This is a genomic window from Neobacillus sp. B4I6 (assembly GCF_050434045.1).
GTDB lineage: Bacteria > Bacillota > Bacilli > Bacillales > Cytobacillaceae > Neobacillus.
Genome location: NZ_JBNPWB010000002.1, coordinates 745,021 through 761,532 on the forward strand (window position 1 = coordinate 745,021; position 16,512 = coordinate 761,532).

General features: G+C 37.5%; 18 protein-coding genes and 1 pseudogene. All 19 read left to right on the forward strand.

Annotated elements, in window-relative coordinates:
• Positions 1-22: 22 nt before the first annotated feature.
• The 19 genes and pseudogenes from mtrB to QF028_RS05700 all read left to right on the forward strand — a co-directional run bounded on the left by mtrB (position 23) and on the right by QF028_RS05700 (position 16,504).
• The gene (gene mtrB, locus QF028_RS05610) at positions 23-259 is read left to right on the forward strand and encodes a trp RNA-binding attenuation protein MtrB (protein ID WP_168244924.1); all 237 of its coding nucleotides are present in this window, start codon (positions 23-25) and stop codon (positions 257-259) included.
• Between the two features lie 213 nt (positions 260-472).
• Positions 473-1,294: a heptaprenyl diphosphate synthase component 1 gene (locus tag QF028_RS05615; RefSeq protein WP_429464465.1), complete on the forward strand. Its 822-nt coding sequence runs from the start codon at positions 473-475 to the stop codon at positions 1,292-1,294.
• A gap of 7 nt (positions 1,295-1,301) precedes the next feature.
• Positions 1,302-2,006 (forward strand): demethylmenaquinone methyltransferase, encoded by a 705-nt coding sequence (locus tag QF028_RS05620; RefSeq protein ID WP_168244923.1) that lies wholly within the window; start codon positions 1,302-1,304, stop codon positions 2,004-2,006.
• A gap of 42 nt (positions 2,007-2,048) precedes the next feature.
• Positions 2,049-3,012, forward strand: a pseudogene (gene hepT / locus QF028_RS05625) (heptaprenyl diphosphate synthase component II).
• A 99-nt stretch (positions 3,013-3,111) separates the two neighbouring features.
• A complete protein-coding gene (gene ndk / locus QF028_RS05630; RefSeq protein ID WP_214997565.1) occupies positions 3,112-3,558 on the forward strand; it encodes a nucleoside-diphosphate kinase in 447 nt (148 codons plus the stop codon).
• A gap of 165 nt (positions 3,559-3,723) precedes the next feature.
• Positions 3,724-4,896, forward strand: coding sequence for a chorismate synthase (aroC, locus tag QF028_RS05635; protein WP_429472192.1), 1,173 nt, complete (start codon positions 3,724-3,726; stop codon positions 4,894-4,896).
• Positions 4,896-5,966: a 3-dehydroquinate synthase gene (gene aroB / locus QF028_RS05640; RefSeq protein WP_429464466.1), complete on the forward strand. Its 1,071-nt coding sequence runs from the start codon at positions 4,896-4,898 to the stop codon at positions 5,964-5,966. Before aroC ends, aroB begins: the two co-directional genes overlap by 1 nt.
• A gap of 14 nt (positions 5,967-5,980) precedes the next feature.
• Entirely contained in the window at positions 5,981-6,352 is a 372-nt protein-coding gene (gene aroH / locus QF028_RS05645; protein ID WP_429464467.1) for a chorismate mutase, read from the forward strand.
• A 54-nt stretch (positions 6,353-6,406) separates the two neighbouring features.
• The gene (hisC, locus tag QF028_RS05650; RefSeq protein ID WP_429464468.1) at positions 6,407-7,504 is read left to right on the forward strand and encodes a histidinol-phosphate transaminase; all 1,098 of its coding nucleotides are present in this window, start codon (positions 6,407-6,409) and stop codon (positions 7,502-7,504) included.
• Between the two features lie 27 nt (positions 7,505-7,531).
• On the forward strand, positions 7,532-8,638 hold the full coding sequence (locus QF028_RS05655; RefSeq protein ID WP_429464469.1) for a prephenate dehydrogenase: 1,107 nt from the start codon (positions 7,532-7,534) through the stop codon (positions 8,636-8,638).
• A 27-nt stretch (positions 8,639-8,665) separates the two neighbouring features.
• Entirely contained in the window at positions 8,666-9,955 is a 1,290-nt protein-coding gene (gene aroA, locus QF028_RS05660; protein WP_429464470.1) for a 3-phosphoshikimate 1-carboxyvinyltransferase, read from the forward strand.
• Between the two features lie 332 nt (positions 9,956-10,287).
• Positions 10,288-11,190, forward strand: a complete 903-nt coding sequence (locus QF028_RS05665; protein WP_429464471.1) for a hypothetical protein — start codon at positions 10,288-10,290, stop codon at positions 11,188-11,190.
• A 21-nt stretch (positions 11,191-11,211) separates the two neighbouring features.
• Positions 11,212-12,477, forward strand: coding sequence for a tetratricopeptide repeat protein (locus QF028_RS05670; RefSeq protein ID WP_429464472.1), 1,266 nt, complete (start codon positions 11,212-11,214; stop codon positions 12,475-12,477).
• A 32-nt stretch (positions 12,478-12,509) separates the two neighbouring features.
• Positions 12,510-13,076, forward strand: a complete 567-nt coding sequence (locus QF028_RS05675; protein WP_214997573.1) for a ReoY family proteolytic degradation factor — start codon at positions 12,510-12,512, stop codon at positions 13,074-13,076.
• A gap of 124 nt (positions 13,077-13,200) precedes the next feature.
• Positions 13,201-13,665, forward strand: a complete 465-nt coding sequence (locus QF028_RS05680) for a YpiF family protein (RefSeq protein WP_429464473.1) — start codon at positions 13,201-13,203, stop codon at positions 13,663-13,665.
• A gap of 143 nt (positions 13,666-13,808) precedes the next feature.
• The gene (locus QF028_RS05685; RefSeq protein WP_251033374.1) at positions 13,809-14,315 is read left to right on the forward strand and encodes a ubiquinol-cytochrome c reductase iron-sulfur subunit; all 507 of its coding nucleotides are present in this window, start codon (positions 13,809-13,811) and stop codon (positions 14,313-14,315) included.
• A 2-nt stretch (positions 14,316-14,317) separates the two neighbouring features.
• Positions 14,318-14,992: a menaquinol-cytochrome c reductase cytochrome b subunit gene (gene qcrB / locus QF028_RS05690; RefSeq protein WP_214997575.1), complete on the forward strand. Its 675-nt coding sequence runs from the start codon at positions 14,318-14,320 to the stop codon at positions 14,990-14,992.
• Positions 14,993-15,055: 63 nt separating this feature from the next.
• Complete coding sequence (locus tag QF028_RS05695) at positions 15,056-15,829, forward strand: menaquinol-cytochrome c reductase cytochrome b/c subunit (protein ID WP_214997576.1); 774 nt, start codon at positions 15,056-15,058, stop codon at positions 15,827-15,829.
• 81 nt (positions 15,830-15,910) lie between these two features.
• Positions 15,911-16,504 (forward strand): DUF1405 domain-containing protein, encoded by a 594-nt coding sequence (locus QF028_RS05700; RefSeq protein ID WP_214997577.1) that lies wholly within the window; start codon positions 15,911-15,913, stop codon positions 16,502-16,504.
• Positions 16,505-16,512 lie beyond the last annotated feature (8 nt).

The window sequence follows — 16,512 nt, forward strand, 5'->3', positions numbered from 1 at the left end:
CTAAAGTATTTGAGGTGATCAAATGGAGAAACGCTATCCACAAAATGGTGAGTATGTAGTTATTAAAGCGATTGATGATGGTGTCAGTGTTATCGGCTTAACAAGGGGCACAGATACAAAATTTCATCATTCTGAGAAGCTGGATAAAGGAGAAGTGCTTATAGCTCAATTTACTGAGCATACTTCTGCTATAAAAATCAGGGGAAATGCGAAAATTCTTACTCATCTGGGTGAAGTAGAAAGTGAATTGAAAAAATAAGATAATCAGTTCGAATCACATTGTTTTCATCTTATTTCATATGAGCGTAAATGATTATTTTGTGAATTTCTGCCTAAAGAAAACCTTTTATGATATAATGGTGTCTGCCTTGTTTTTAGAGAATGGTTAGGCTTTTCTTTATTAAACGGCATGAATTTTACTATGCAAATAGGAAATAAGAATACATAAAGACATTACTTCGGGGAAGCAAGGGTGATTAAATTGCTGGACATTCGACAAAAATTCACAAATATTAGAGAGCAGGTCGAAAAAAGAGTTTGTGACACATACTTGCTTAATTATATTGAAATTCCGATTATTGACGAAGATAAACTGCTTCTTCTAGTCTCAATAATGGATCGCCTCGAATTGTCATACAGTGATATGCAGAACTACGCCTTGTCAACAATGTTAATTCAAATTGCCCTTGATACCCATGAACATATTACAGATGCATCTGTAGAAGAAAAAAATCGTCAATTAACCGTTCTAGCAGGCGATTATTTTAGTGGTTTATATTATAAGCTTCTAGCAGATTCGGAAGATATAATGATGATCAAGGCACTTTCTAGAGGAATTAAAGAAGTCAATGAAAATAAAATTTCTGTATATCAAAATGAAATTTTAGACATAGAAGAGCTAATGACAAGTATTGGGCTGATTGAAAGTTCCTTACTTGCCCATCTTTCCGAGTATTTTAAAGTGGATTTATGGAATGATTTTCTAAAAAACCTGCTTTTATTTAAACGTTTACTTCATGAAAAACGTCAATTTTTACAAACAGGAAGTTCGGTATTGTTCGAAGCCTTAAAATCAATTGTTTTCCCAATCAATAATAATAAGGCGAAAGAGTTGTCTAGGGAACAGCAAAATCACTTATTTCTGTGTTGCGACCATCATCTTGCAAGGTCAAAAGAAGTTATTGAAAAGGGATTAGAACAGTTGCCATACTTAAATGAATTACTTGAGAAAAGGGTTGTATCAATCTTAAGCCAATACCAGCCAAATGCAAAAACTTTTGTGGAAGAAGGGTAATAAAATCATGCAGGAATCGAAAGAACAGCGAGTTCACAATGTGTTTGAAAAGATATCTGATAACTACGATAAAATGAATTCTGTTATCAGTTTTCAACAGCACATCAAGTGGCGGAAAGACACGATGAAAAAAATGAATGTACAGCCTGGTTCAAAAGCTCTCGATGTTTGCTGTGGTACTGCTGATTGGACAATAGCCTTAGCAGAAGCGGTTGGTCCAACAGGTGGAGTTACAGGATTGGATTTTAGCCAAAATATGCTTAATGTGGGTATTGAAAAGGTTAAAGAGCTTGGGTTAAAACAGGTTGAGTTAGTACATGGAAACGCAATGGAGCTCCCTTTTCCTGATAATAGTTTTGATTATGTAACGATTGGCTTTGGTTTAAGGAATGTCCCTGATTACCTGCAAGTTTTAAAAGAAATGCACCGTGTAGTAAAGCCAGGTGGAATCGCTGTCTGTCTAGAAACATCACAACCTACACTAATTGGCTATAAACAGCTCTATTATTTTTATTTTCGCTTTATTATGCCGATGTTTGGTAAATTGCTTGCAAAAAGCTATCGAGAATATGCTTGGCTTCATGAGTCAGCACGTAATTTTCCAGGGATGAGGGAGCTAGCTAAAATGTTTGAGCAAGCTGGCTTCAAAGAAGTGAAATACAAACCATATAGCGGCGGTGCTGCAGCTGTACATATTGGTAAAAAAAATTAATTTATTGAACTCGAAGACAGGATGAAAAGCTGGTGAATTCAAATGAAATTAAAAATGATGTATTCATTTTTGAATTCGGATATTAACTTGATTGAAAAAAAGTTAGAAGAGACTATAAAGGCAGATTCCCTTCTGCTTAGACAGGCTTCTATGCATACATTACAAGCCGGCGGGAAAAGAATTCGTCCTGTTTTTGTTTTGCTTGCAGGAAAATTTGGTAAATATGATATCCATGTGATGAAGAATGTTGCTGTTGCGCTTGAATTAATTCATATGGCTTCACTTGTCCATGATGATGTGATAGACGATGCTGATCTTCGCCGTGGCCAGCCTACGGTGAAATCCAAATGGGATAACAAAATTGCTATGTATACCGGTGACTTTGTTTTTGCTCTTGCGATTGAATTGATGACTAATATCGAAAATCCCGAAGCCCATAAAATTTTAGCCAATACGATTGTTGAAGTGTCATTAGGGTGAAATTCAACAAATTAAAGATAAATATCGCTTTAATCAAAATCTGCGAGATTATCTCCGCAGAATTAAGAGGAAAACTGCCCTGTTAATTGCAGTTAGCTGCCAATTAGGAGCTATAGCTGCAGAGGTGGAAGAAACCATCCATAAAAAACTTTATCGGTTCGGGTATTACGTCGGAATGTCTTATCAAATAATTGATGATATTTTAGACTTTACCTCAACTGAGAAGGAACTTGGGAAGCCTGCTGGAGGAGACCTAGTGCAGGGGAATGTTACTGCCCCAGCTCTTTACGCAATGGAAAATGACGAAATCCGTAATGAAATAGAAAAGGTCAATGAGGAAATGGATGCTCATGAAATAACAAAGATTATTTCGTTAATTAAGCAATCAGGAGCAATCGAAAAATCATTCGCACTAAGCGATCTTTACTTACAAAAAGCTTTAGCAGAATTAGAGGGGATACCTGCGAATAAAGCAAAAAAAACCCTAAACGATATTGCAAAGGTTATTGGGAAACGAAAATTCTAAATAACTTGTTAAATTTTCGAAAAAATGATAATATTTTTCATGGATTGTTTCTTAAATACAATCAATATACATAATAATTAATTTTTAGGAGTGGAATTCATGGAAAAAACATTTTTAATGGTAAAGCCCGATGGTGTACAGCGTAACTTAATTGGAGAAATCGTCGCACGTTTTGAAAGAAAGGGCTTTCAATTGGTTGGAGCAAAGTTAATGAGCATTCCCAATGAACTAGCTGAAGAACATTATGGTGAGCACAAGGAGCGTCCTTTCTTCGGTGAATTAGTAGATTTCATTACTTCTGGTCCTGTTTTTGCAATGGTCTGGCAAGGTGAAAATGTCATCGCTACTGCCCGCCAAATGATGGGTGCTACCAATCCAAAAGATGCTGCACCAGGTACTATTCGCGGTGATTTTGGTTTAACTGTTGGTAAAAATGTTATTCATGGCTCAGATTCACCTGTGAGTGCAGAGCGTGAAATTGGCTTGTTTTTTAAAGATTCTGGTGTTGTAGAATACAATAAACTAGTTAACGAATGGATATACTAATTAAATAAATTGAGACACTTGTATAGCTATTATACAAGTGTCTTTTTATTTCTCTATATTAATTTAATCCTTATTTTCTGAATTGTTATACTATGTTTATTGGGCGCTATATGGTATATTGATAAAAAAATTCTTTAATGAGTTGAAGGGGGAAAGAGTATGGGACTGAGATACTTAACAGCAGGAGAATCCCATGGGCCGCAATTAACAACAATATTAGAAGGCCTCCCTGCTGGAATGCCATTATTATTAGAAGATATAAATGAGGAATTATCCAGGCGCCAAAAAGGATATGGCCGTGGAAGAAGAATGCAAATTGAAAAGGATACAGCCCAAATCGTTTCGGGAGTCCGTCACGGCTACACTCTTGGCTCTCCAATAGCATTAGTAGTTCAAAACAATGACTGGAAGCATTGGACGAAGATTATGGGAGCGGAGCCCCTAGATGAAGGCCAGGAGGATGAAGTTAAACGTAAAGTAACTCGTGCCCGTCCTGGTCATGCGGATTTAAATGGTGCGATTAAATATGGACATAGGGATATGAGAAATGTCCTTGAACGCTCTTCTGCCCGTGAGACAACTGTTAGAGTCGCTGCAGGTGCTGTTGCCAAGAAACTTTTATCATTGGTAGGAGTTGAACTAGTTTCACATGTCGTTGAAATAGGTGGAATAAAAGCTAATGCTGATAATTCTCTTTCTTTTGAGGCATTAAAGGACAAGACAGAAAATTCTCCTGTTCGATGTGCTGACTCTAATGTGGAAAAGGATATGATGGCTGCTATTGATGAAGCGAAGAAAAATGGTGATTCAATCGGCGGAGTCGTGGAAGTGATTGCTAAGGGTATGCCAGCTGGAGTTGGGAGCTACGTTCACTATGATCGTAAATTGGATGGGAAATTAGCCGCTGCCATTATGAGTATAAATGCGTTTAAGGGTGTAGAAATTGGCATTGGTTTTGAGGCCGCTAGCAAACCAGGAAGCGAAGTCCATGATGAGATAGCTTGGGATCAAGAAAAAGGGTATTACCGCAAGACCAACAGACTGGGTGGCTTTGAAGGTGGAATGACGACTGGCATGCCAATTGTTGTCAGAGGAGTGATGAAACCAATCCCCACATTATATAAACCACTGATGAGCGTAGATATTGATACTAAGGAGCCATTTGCTGCGAGCGTTGAACGTTCAGACAGTTGTGCTGTACCTGCTGCTGCAGTGGTTGCAGAGAATGCTGTTGCATGGGAACTTGCAAACGCCCTGATTGAACAATTTTACAGCGACCGCTTTGATGCTTTTGCTACTGAAATAAAAAGGCAGAGAGAATATGCGAGGGAGTTTTAATGGAAACCATTCAAATCCAAACAGCGTCAAAAAACTATAATGTCTTTGTGGGGGAAGGTGTAAGTAAGGAGCTTGGCCCTTTTTTAGAGAATCATTTTGAGGGTCTAACCAGAATATTAATTATTACAGATGAAACAGTTGCTAAGATGCACCTAGAAAAATTATTGTTTGAGCTTAAATCGTTTGATCCTGTAATTTTTACTGCCCCTAGTGGCGAAAAGGCAAAAACCTTTGAAGTTTATTATTCTGCGCTTTCAACTGCTCTTGAAAACCGACTTGACCGCAAATCTGTTATACTTTCATTTGGCGGTGGTGCAGTAGGAGATTTGTCAGGATTTGTTGCCGCCTCTTTTATGAGAGGTATACCTTTTATTCAAGTCCCAACAACCATATTAGCTCACGATAGTGCTGTTGGCGGAAAGGTAGCGATCAATCATCCACTCGGGAAAAATATGATAGGAGCCTTTCATCAGCCAGAAGCCGTCTTTTATGATTTAGAATTTTTAAAAACACTTCCTGCTCATGAAATTCGTTCGGGATTTGCAGAGGTTATTAAACATGCACTTATTGATGATTCCGATTTTTTTGATTGGCTGAAAGAAAATGTGGAAGACCTTCAAACCTTACCTATGGAGTTGTTATCGGAATCCCTCATAAAAGGGATAAAGGTAAAAGGTAAAATCGTTAGTCAGGATGAAAAAGAAACTGGAATTCGGGCTTACTTGAATTTAGGTCATACGTTAGGTCATGCTATTGAATCAGAAATGGGTTATGGGAATTTTACTCATGGGGAAGCAGTAATGGTAGGGATGATTTTTGCATTAAAGGTAAGTAAAAAATTACTAGGGCTTTCATTCGATTTAGAAGAATTCACCAACTGGATTGAAAGACTTGGGTATGCATCGAAAATACCTGAAAATCTATCTCATGAAAATTTAATTAATAAAATGAAGCAGGATAAAAAATCTGTTTTGCATTCGATTCGTTTTGTATTACTCGAACAATTGGGTCAGCCAGTCCTAAAGGAAATATCAGAAACAGTTTTATTTGAAGAGTTAAAAAGTTCTTAAAGGGGGGTCTTGTCTTGATAAGAGGGATGAGGGGAGCAATCACAGTTAATCAGAACACAGAGGAAGCAATTATTACTGCCACAGAAGAACTGCTGGAGAAGATAATTGAGAAAAACCATATCCAACCTGAATTAGTTGCATCTGTTTTCATTTCAACAACAGAGGATATTAATGCGGTATTCCCGGCAAAGGCATTGCGTAAATTTGAGGGGTGGACTTACGTTCCTGTCATGTGCATGCAGGAAATGCCTGTTCCAAATTCCTTGAAAATGTGTGTTAGAATCATGATGCATGTAAATACAACACAATCTCAAGAAGAAATTAACCATGTATACTTAAAAGGGGCTAAAGTCCTTAGACCCGACCTAAGCAATAGTTTAGCGTAATGGGAGGATCTTTTTGAAAGATAGAATACGTCTACAAGAATGGAGTGTATAAATATGAGATGGAAAGAGCAGTTATTAACACTGACTCCCTATCAACCAGGTAAATCAATAGAGGCAGTAAAGAAGCAATATAAACTCGACCAAATTGTTAAGCTAGCATCAAATGAAAATCCTTTTGGATGTTCAGAACAGGTGTTGACCGCTCTTCAATCGAATCAAACAAGTTTAGCGATTTACCCTGATGGGTACACTACAAATTTAAGAGAGACACTTGCTTCATTTTTACAGGTTGACGAAGATGAATTAATATTTGGTAATGGTTCAGATAATCTTATCCAAATAATTTCAAGGGCACTTTTACATCCGAACGCCAATTCAATTATGGCGACACCTACCTTTTCACAATATAAGCATAATGCTGTTATTGAAGGGGCAGTTAGTAAGGAAATACCGCTGCTAAACGGAGAACATGATTTAGAGGCAATGCTTGCAGCTATTGATGAACAGACCAATGTTATTTGGCTATGCAGCCCTAATAACCCTACCGGTACATATATACCAGAAAATAAATTAATCGCTTTTCTAGAAAAAGTTCCATCAGATATTCTGGTTGTATTGGATGAAGCCTATTTTGAATATGTTGTTGCTGATGATTACTATGATTCCGTTAACCTAGCTCGTAAGTATGAAAATTTAATTGTCCTAAGAACTTTTTCTAAAATATATGGACTTGCTGCCTTGAGAATTGGATATGGGGTTGCCAATCGCTCGATTATAAAAGCGCTTGAACCTGCAAGGGAGCCGTTTAATGTTAATTCTTTAGGTCAATTAGCAGCATCTGCAGCAATCAAGGACCAGGAATTTATAAAAGTCTGTAAAGAAAAAAATAGGCAGGGGCTTGAACAGTTTTATCAATTCTGTGGTGAGAATGAACTTGATTTTTATCCATCACAAACTAACTTTATTTTAATCGATTGTAAAATGGATGGGGATCAGGTTTTCCAACATTTATTGGAGAGAGGATATATCGTCCGTTCCGGAAAAGCTCTTGGTTTTCCAACCGGTGTTAGAATTACAGTAGGCTCCTATGAACAAAATGTCGGTGTCCTAAAAGCACTTGGAGAATCCTTAGCTATTAGTAAAACAGAGTAGTGCTTTGTTGTTTAGGGGGAGTTATCATTGAAAGGCCGTGTATTTGTAATTGGCTTAGGATTAATTGGCGGTTCTCTAGCCCTTTGTATAAAAAAGGAGCATAAGGATGTAACTATTGTAGGATTTGATATTAATAGTGAACAAGCAAGGCTTGCAAAAATGCTTGGAGTCATTGATGAAATAGCTGAAGATATCTACAGTGGTGCAATTAACGCTAATTTAATTATTATTTCTGCACCTGTAAATGAAACAGAGGAAATTATTCAGTTCCTTGCGGGCCTCCCTCTCCATCCAGAGGTAATCGTGACAGATACAGGAAGTACAAAAAGTAAGATTGTCGGAAGTGCCAAAAGCCTAAAGGACCGTGGAATCACCTTTATTGGCGGGCATCCAATGGCCGGTTCCCATAAAAGTGGTGTATCTGCTGCCAAAGAAATATTATTTGAAAATGCCTTTTACCTGTTAACACCGCAAGAACATGTAGAAAATAAAAAGGTAGAATTATTAAAAGCATGGTTATATGGCACCAATGCTAAGTTTTTAACTATTACACCAGAAAACCATGATTATCTCACTGGAATTGTCAGTCATTTCCCTCATATCATCGCTGCCTCTATTGTTCGCCAAACTGAAAAACTAGCAGAAGCAGAAAGTCTTATTCCACGACTAGCAGCTGGCGGATTTAGGGATATAACTAGGATTGCTTCGAGCAGCCCAAAGATGTGGAAGGATATTCTCCTGCACAACCGTGAAATCTTAATTGAATTACTCGATCAATGGCAAGAAGAAATGAATGGGGTTAAAGCATTACTTGAAAATGAAAATAGTTCTGAAATTTACGACTATTTTCAGCAAGCAAAGCAATTTCGTGATGGCTTGCCACTGAAAGAAAAAGGTGCGATTCCGGCATTTTATGATTTATTTGTCGATATTCCAGATTACCCGGGTGTGATTTCGGAAATTACTGGCTATTTAGCAAAGGAAGAAATTAGCATTACAAATATTCGGATTCTAGAAACACGAGAAGATATTAATGGAGTCTTAGTGATTAGTTTTCAAACCGAAGAGGATCGGCAAAATGCTGAACGCTGTATTGGCAGTTATTCCAACTATGCAACATCTATTGGTTCCTAAAATGATATGAATAAAAGGTGATTTTTCATGACGTCATTAAAACTTAAAACTAACATAAATGGTTTAAATGGTAAGATAACAATTCCAGGGGATAAATCGATTTCGCATAGATCTGTTATGTTTGGTTCGATCGCATATGGTGAAACCAAGGTAACTAATTTCTTGCCTGGAGAAGATTGCTTAAGTACAATTTCATGCTTTCGAAAACTCGGAGTTATTATTGAGGAATCTGATAATCAACTTCGCATTATTGGAAAAGGTTTTGAGGGATTAACTGAACCGACTGAAGTACTGGATGTTGGTAATTCAGGAACAACGATCCGTTTATTAATGGGTATTTTGGCAGGAAGACCATTTTTCTCATCTCTTGTGGGCGATGAGTCGATTGGAAAAAGGCCAATGACCAGGGTTACGAACCCATTATCAGAAATAGGTGCAAGAATAGATGGGCGAAAAGATGGTTCCTTCACTCCGATTTCCATCCGTGGTGGTGGGCTAAAACCTGTAAACTACCACCTTCCAGTTGCTAGTGCACAGGTGAAATCTGCTCTTATCCTTGCGGGACTGCAAGCAGAAGGACAAAGTATTATTATTGAGCCAGAGGAAACTCGCGACCATACTGAAAGAATGATCAAAAAATTTGGTGGAGAAATCCATAAGGATAACCAAAATATTATGGTTAAGGGTGGTCAAAAGCTGACAGCAACGTCGATTCATGTACCTGGGGATATATCGTCTGCAGCGTTCTTTCTTGTCGCTGGTGCTGTTATTCCTGACAGTGAAATTGTTCTGAAAAATGTTGGCCTAAACCCTACCAGAACGGGCATTATCGAGGTTATGAAAAAGATGGGCGCAGACTTAGAGATTGTTCAAAATGAGGAAACCTCTTTTGAACCATTTGGTGACCTCATTATAAAGACATCCAGTCTCAAAGGTACAGTCATTGAAGGTGATTTAATTCCAAAATTAATTGATGAAATACCAATTATTGCCCTTTTAGCAACACAAGCTGAAGGGACGACCATTATTAAAGATGCTGAGGAATTAAAAGTTAAGGAAACAAATCGAATAGATACAGTGGTTAACGAGTTGAAAAAATTAGGTGCTAAAATCGAAGCGACTGAAGATGGAATGATTATATACGGGAAATCCGTATTAAGCGGTGGAACGGTTTCAAGTCATGGCGATCATCGGATTGGGATGATGCTGGCAATAGCAGCACTCCTATGTGAGAATGAAGCAGAACTAGTGAATCCCGAAGCAATTTCAGTTTCTTATCCTAACTTCTTTGCTCATTTAAACAGTCTCATAAAGTAAAGCTGCATTTTAATGCAGCTTTTTTTTATTTTTGGTTCTGTTAAACTTGGCTGTTGATTTCCACTCCAGGCGCTTCGCTTTCCGCGGGCGGTCCGGGGAGCCTCCTCGGCGCTAAGCGCGCCTGCGGGGTCTCCCCTGCCCCGTCCTCCCGCAGGAGTCTTCGCGCCTTCCGCTCCAATCAACTTGGCTATAAAATCAACAGTAACCTTTAACCAACATTATTTTTAAATGATTTGATTTTGTTAGTATGTCATAGTTTATTAATTTTGCGCATAGCTTGTCATAAGGAAATAAAGTAAAAGGTAGCAAAGAAATGAATAGGGTGGTGGACGATGTATATCATTGAAAATGCCAATCTCCTTAAAGACAAGCAGTTGAAAACATGTTCGCTATTAATTAAAAAAAATCGCATAGCTAAAATTGATTCGCATTTTAGTCATTATAGACTGATAAAAATGAATGCTGGTCCATTTATCATGACCCCGTCATATGTTCTTTTTAATTCAAGTATCCCACAAATTAAACCCTTTCAAGAATTAAAAAGGTGTCTGATTAAGGAATTTATGTTGAAAGGATGCACCACCTTATTTACCTATGTAAATGTTTCCTATGAAAATGAATTAACCACTAAAATTACCGAACTAAAAACGGCTCTATTAAGTAGTCCTATTGACTATTTAATAGGGGTAAGAGTACCGATTCGATTGATAACACAATCGTTCATTAGGAAATGTAAGAAGGAAAAAATACCAGCTATTTTTGTTGACCTGCAAAACTTTGATGAATTAGAAAAAATACCTTGGGGCTGGATTAAAGAAGCCATGTTTCCATTCAACAGTCCTTTAATTCCAATAATTTCTTCCGTCCAGAAGAAGGAAGTTAAGACAGTTTTGTCGAAATGGAAAGGTATCATGAAAAGAGAAAATATCCCTGCACTATACGAAGAAATAGAAGAAAATTACCCATTGACTATTACTGTATTAAATAAAATCGGTTTATACCCTCAAAAAGCTAGTTTAATGAGTGGTACTGAGGTAAGTTATAATCTATACACAAAAATAAATGAGATCAAGAATATTGATGAAGTGAATTTATTTCATTATCATGGTGATAGACTCGTAGTGACTGTTCACAAGGGAACGGTTCAACGTGCAGGTGATAACGTGATATTTAAACCTGGTAATGGAGAACATGTTAGGGTGCAAACCCCATCTTATTTTTCTCTGTCAATCTAGGAGAACGAGAGGTAAGTGTCAATGGAAAGAGTAAATAAAATTATTAACATGTTAGAAAACGGCCAACATAATGATGCTTTAAATGAATATAATGTTGTATTAAAAAGTGGAATGCCAGATGAGAAATTTCTTCTAGGAGAAGAAATGTATCAATATGGTTTCCTTGATGAGGCAAAGGCATTAGTTGAAAATTTGTTAGAGATATTCCCCGAGGAAGGTGAGCTCCTTGTTCTGCTAGGTGAAATATTAGTCGAGGCTGGGGAAGATGAAGAAGCGATACTTGTCCTTGAAAAGATATCAGAACATGATGGAAATTTTGGACAATCATTACTCTTGTTAGCCGATCTTTATCAAGTTCAGGGTTTATATGAAGTTTGTGAACGAAAGCTTCTAAAGGCAAAGGCGATATTGCCTGATGAAGTAATCATAGATTTTGCATTAGGTGAACTTTACAGTGAACAAGGTGAAATATCAAAGGCAATGGATGCGTATGAAAAGGTTTTAAAAGAGGTAAATGAAATAGCTGGAGTGAATATTGACCAACGGATTGCAGATCTTTTAAGTGCATCTGGAATGTTTGAGGAATCCTTGGTTTATTACGAGAAGGCAATTAATGAAAAATTAGAGATTAACACGTTATTCGGATACGCTTTTACAGCTCTTCAGGCTGGATATAATCGAACTGCTATAGAAAAATTCATTGAATTAAAAGCGCTAGATTCTGAATATCATTCACTTTATTTACATCTTGCGTTAGCTTATGAACGGGAGGAAGAGCTTGAGAATAGTTTACTCACGATTCAAGAAGGCATAAAACAAGATGAATTTAATAAAGAGTTATTTTTCTTTGGTGGGAAAATTGCCATCAAGTTAGGAAAAGTGGAGGAAGGAGAAAAATATTTTCGTGATGCACTTGCCCTTGATCCAGGATTTACAGAAGCTGCACTAACATTAAATAAGCTCTTTTTCCTCCAAGAAAGATATGAGGATGTCATTGAGTTAATTGCTCAACTTGACATTAAGGAAGATGAAGAACCCCAGCTTTTATGGGATTCTGCACTTAGCTTTCATAAGTTGGAAAAATTTTCTTACGCATTAGACAAATATGAAAGTGCATATACTTTTTTTAAGAGAAATGAAACATTTTTACATGATTACGGTTATTTTTTAATTGAAGAAGGAAAAACCGACCGCGCTGCCGAAATTTTTAAACAACTGCTTAATGAAGATCCAACAAACGTCGAGTATTTGGATTTACTTGAACGTCTTACAGGGTTGAAAGATTAAAATAGCTGATTCTGCAGAGGAGGGAAACTATCATGGCAACCCCTGTTTCTGTCAACGAGAAGAAGGACTTTATTCGCTGGTTTCTAAATCATTATCAATTAAAAAGAAGAGAATGTGTATGGATCCTCAACTATCTTATGAGCCACGATCAACTGATGGAAAAGGTTCATTTCGTTGAGCAAGCACAGTATTGTCCGAGAGGTTTGATTATGTCTACACATTGTGTGGATAAAGTTCCGTTTCGATTCTATAAAGAAAATGTGATGACGACGGACGCAGAAAAATCCTTTCACGATATTCGTTTAAATCGAGACGAGGATATTTTTATCCAATTAAACTTTCATGCTGCCAATCAGGCACACCAGTATGCTGCTGTTCTAGAAGAAAATTTATACGTTCCTAAACATTTGCAAGTAAATGAAAAGGATGGAATCGTTGCAGAACAATTATTGCAGCACAGCATCGAACACTTTCAACGTGAGAAAATTCTTCAATTGATTGACGAGGCACTAGATAAACACGATCGCAAAGCATTCCAAAGCTTAACACAAAAATTAAATAATTTGACAATGACTGAACAAAAAGGAAGTTTGCGATGAGCAGCTTCCTTTTGTTTGTTTTTTTCTAACATAAGAATTTTACTAAATATTCCTCTTTATCTTTTATTGTTAATGTGGAAAATGATATTATATTAATAGTGAAATTAAAGGTTGGTGCAAAGATATGAAGTGGATACCTCAAGATATTGAGACGTATTTGAATGCCAAAGAGTATGTGGACACAGCTGTTGTTCCGTTAATTTCAGTTTCCATAGGGGGGGAGATAAAGCAGTCAGCGGCAGCAGCAGAGTTTATCACTTTATTAACAGGGTATTTAGAAAGGCAATTTACGGGAAGATTAATATTAATCCCGCCATTTACATATCTAAATTCCAAAAATGGTGAAAGTACCTTAAGTGATTTGAAGGATTGGGAGGCTAGCCTAGCAAAGGGGGAGTTTAAACATATTTTTTACATAACATCAGAAATAGAGTGGAGAGCACGGGAAAAAGAACTACATGGCACGGTAATTTGGCTTCCATCAATCCCGCTTGAGCATTTGAATGATTCGCAAAAAATAGGAGTTATTGATAGTCAAGTTAAGCAGCTCTTAGTGCTCTTTACTCAAAAATGGCATGAAAATCAGTAAAACCAACGATAATATATGTTTTTAAAATAGTATGATATTGACCTAACATGAAGATTGATATATCATTGTTATGTCCTAGTTTTATATGTGTTAAATTATTGTCCGATGGACTTAACTTCGTGAATAGAGGGGGGGATATAAGCATGAGTAAGCAACGCGTTTCAAGACGTCAATTTTTAAGTTACACCCTAACAGGGGTAGGCGGCTTCATGGCGGCTGGTATGCTAATGCCAATGGTAAGATTTGCAGTTGATCCTGTTTTAAAGGCTGAAGAAGGCGGCGATTTTGTTGCTACAAAGCAAAAGGTATCTGATTTAACAAAAGATCCAGTTAAAGTTGACTTTACCTTTAAACAAAAGGATGCCTGGTATGAGTCAGAAGTAACGAATATCGCCTGGGTTTATAAGGATGATGCGGGGAAAATTGTAGCCCTTTCGCCTACTTGTAAACATTTGGGTTGTACTGTTAACTGGAATACTGACAAGGAACATCCAGGTCAATTCTTCTGTCCGTGCCATTATGGCCGCTACGAGAAAAACGGTCAAAACATTCCAGGAACACCGCCATTAGCACCACTTGATGTATATCCATTCAAGGAAAAAGATGGTTATCTTTATCTCGGTAAAGCTCAACCACGGAAGGAGGCGTAACTATGTTAAACAAAATTTACGACTGGGTAGATGAACGTTTAGATATTACGCCTTTGTGGCGCGATATCGCAGACCATGAAGTACCTGAGCATGTTAACCCAGCGCACCACTTTTCAGCGTTTGTATATTGCTTTGGAGGTCTTACTTTCTTCGTAACCGTAATTCAAATTCTTTCTGGTATGTTTCTAACCATGTACTATGTACCAGATATTAAAAACGCATGGGAATCTGTTTATTATCTTCAAAATGAAGTTGCTTTTGGACAAATTGTACGTGGAATGCATCACTGGGGTGCAAGTTTAGTACTTGTAATGATGTTTTTACATACTCTACGCGTCTTTTTCCAAGGCGCCTATAAAAAACCTCGTGAATTGAACTGGGTTGTCGGGGTACTTATTTTCTTTGTCATGCTTGGCTTAGGTTTTACAGGGTACCTATTACCTTGGGATATGAAAGCGTTATTCGCTACTAAAGTAGGTCTGCAGATTGCCGAAGCGACACCATTCATCGGTACTCAAGTTAAGGTTTTACTTGCTGGTCATGAACACATTGTTGGTGCTCAAACATTAACCCGCTTCTTTGCAATTCATGTATTCTTCCTGCCTGGTGTATTGCTTGGACTAATGGGAGCTCACTTCTTAATGATTCGTAAACAAGGTATTTCCGGACCACTATAAAACGGTTTTATTCTAATCGCAGTTTATTTCTATTAACTACGGAAAAAGGAGGGGGATTGCTCGATGCATCGCGGTAAAGGTTTAAAGTTCGTTGGTGATTCACGTGTTTTAGCACCATCTGAACGAAAAAAGATGATTCCGAAAGATTACTCTGAATACCCTGGTAAAACAGAGGCGTTTTGGCCTAACTTCCTTTTGAAAGAATGGATGGTAGGAGCAGTATTTCTTATCGGCTTTTTATGTTTAACAGTAGCCCATCCGGCTCCGCTTGAAAGGATAGCGGACCCAACTGATACTGGGTACATTCCATTACCTGACTGGTATTTCTTGTTCTTGTATCAATTATTGAAATATACATTTGCATCTGGTCCATACACTGTAATCGGAGCAATGATTATACCAGGACTTGCTTTTGGAGGGTTATTATTAGCTCCGTTCCTCGATTCTGGTCCGGAACGACGTCCAATGAAGCGTCCGATTGCAACTGCAGCTATGCTATTGGCACTAGCTGCCACCGTATATTTAACTTGGCAATCTGTTGCGACACATGATTGGGCAGCTGCTGAACGCCAAGGTAAAATTGTTGCAAAAGTAGATATTGATAAATCAAGTGCCGGCTATAAAATAGCTAGTGCCAATACATGTATTACTTGTCATGGTGAAAACCTTTCAGGCGGTGCTGGTGCACCCGCACTAGTCGGTACAGGCTTAAAACCAGAAGATATTGCAAAGATTGCCAAAGAAGGTAAAGGCGGTAAAATGCCACCTGGTATCTTTAAAGGTACAGATGAGGAACTCAAAACACTTTCCGAATTCATAGCAAACCTTGGTAAGTAATAATCGAATGATAAAAAGCTGACGAAAGATCGTCAGCTTTTTTCTTCATGATAAAAAAACAAACATAAAAGGAGAGTTTTTGTGCGTTGGATTTATCCTCTCTTGGCAAATCGATCGATAATGAAGCTGTTATTGATTGTTAATATTGCCGGAACAATTTATGGGTACTACTGGTATGGGTGGCAACTAAAGGAGACACCTGCTATTTTTCTGTTGTTTGTTCCTGACAGCCCGACGGCTAGTTTATTTTTTGTTTTTGTTCTAGTTGCCTTTCTATTACGGAGAAACTGGCCCTTAATAGAGGCGCTAGCAATTGTTACTCTCTTTAAATATGGAATCTGGGCAGTAGTCATGAATATCCTTGTCTATTTTGTTCAAGGAGAATTAGATGCGGTTGGCTATATGTTAATCTTGTCCCATTTCGCAATGGCTGTTCAAGGTATTTTATATGCTCCATTTTACAGATTTAAGTGGCGGCATTTAATTCTAACAGCTATTTGGACACTACATAATGATGTTATTGATTATGTTTTTTTCATGTTGCCAAGCTATCATATGCTTGATCGCTATACACCACAAATTGGCTATTTTACTTTCTGGCTTTCGATTCTTTCGATTGGACTTGCCTATTATTTTTCAATTCGTCCCAAAAGTTACAAACTTGAAATAAAATAATCCCAGAT